This is a genomic window from Corallococcus sp. AB030 (assembly GCF_003668965.1).
Taxonomy (GTDB): Bacteria; Myxococcota; Myxococcia; order Myxococcales; family Myxococcaceae; genus Corallococcus; species Corallococcus exiguus.
Genome location: NZ_RAWQ01000452.1, coordinates 1 through 1,264, shown reverse-complemented (window position 1 = coordinate 1,264; position 1,264 = coordinate 1). Strand labels below are relative to the sequence as shown.

1 protein-coding gene is annotated in these 1,264 nt (G+C 67.0%); it reads left to right on the top strand.

The features are described from left to right. Positions 1-43 precede the first annotated feature (43 nt). Positions 44-1,233 (top strand): IS3 family transposase gene (locus D7Y15_RS43520; RefSeq protein WP_199746074.1). Its coding sequence is split into 2 segments (ribosomal slippage): positions 44-326 and positions 326-1,233, totalling 1,191 coding nucleotides; the frame shifts between segments, so codons are not numbered across the junction. Positions 1,234-1,264 lie beyond the last annotated feature (31 nt).

Below are 1,264 nucleotides of genomic sequence, written 5' to 3'. Positions count from 1 at the left end.
CCCGGTTCCGTGGACACCCGAGATGTGATGGAAGGAGCACGGGATGTCCGCGACTGACGAAAAGCAGAGGAAGCCCCGCAGGCCGCGCCGGGAGTTCACGGCGGAGTACAAGGCCGGGGCGGTGAAGCTGGTGCTGGAGGAGGGCAAGTCCATCCCCCAGGCGGCCCGAGACTTGGACCTGACGGAGTCGGCGCTGCGGCTGTGGGTCGAGCAGACGAAGACGGACAGGGGTGAGGGCAGGCCCGGAGCGCTGGCGACAGGGGAGCGCGAGGAGCTCTCCCGGCTGCGCAAGGAGAACCGGGAGCTGCGGCTGGAGCGAGAAATCCTAAAAAATGCGGCGGCCTTCTTCGCGAAGGAGATGAAATGAAGTTCGCCTTCATCGACGCGAAGAAGGCCCTCTTCCCGGTAGCCTCCCTCTGCCGTCATCTGGAGGTTTCTCGCAGTGGCTACTACGCCTGGGCGAAGCGCTCCGAGTCCGAGCGCAAGAAGAGCGACCGGGCACTGGGCGTCGAGGTGCTCGCCGTGCACCAGGAGAGCCGGGGCAGGTATGGCGCTCCGCGAGTCCACGCGGAGCTGAAGGCGCGCGGCCGGCGGGTCGCCCGCAAGCGAGTGGCTCGGCTGATGCGCCAGGCGGGCCTGCGCGCTCGCACCCGGCGTCGATTCGTGCGGACCACCGACTCCGCGCACGGCCACCCCGTGGCGCCCAACTCCCTGGCGAGGAACTTCCAGCCAGGCCAGCCCGACCGCGCATGGGTGGGCGACATCACCTACGTCTGGACCGAGGAGGGCTGGTTGTATCTGGCCGTGCTCTTGGACCTCTTCAGTCGAAAGGTGGTGGGCTGGGCGATGGGCGAGAGAATCGACCGCGGCCTGGTGCTGAGCGCGCTCGATATGGCGTTGCTCGGCGGTCCCGCTCCGCAACTGCACCACTCCGACCGTGGCAGCCAGTATGCGAGCGAGGACTACCGCCAGCTGCTGGAGGCGCACGGCATCGGATGCAGCATGTCGCGCAAGGGCAACTGCTGGGACAACGCCGTGGCGGAGAGCTTCTTCTCCACCCTGAAGCTGGAACTCGTCTACATCACCCGCTTCAAGACACGCGAGGCGGCGAAGCAGTCGCTGTTCGAGTACATCGAGGTGTTCTACAACCGGAAGCGGCGCCACTCCGCCCTGGGCTACGTCAGCCCAGTGGAATACGAGCGGAGGGCCGCAACCAAGAGGCTGGCAGCGTAGTCAACCTGTCCACCGAACCGGAGCAGGCCCA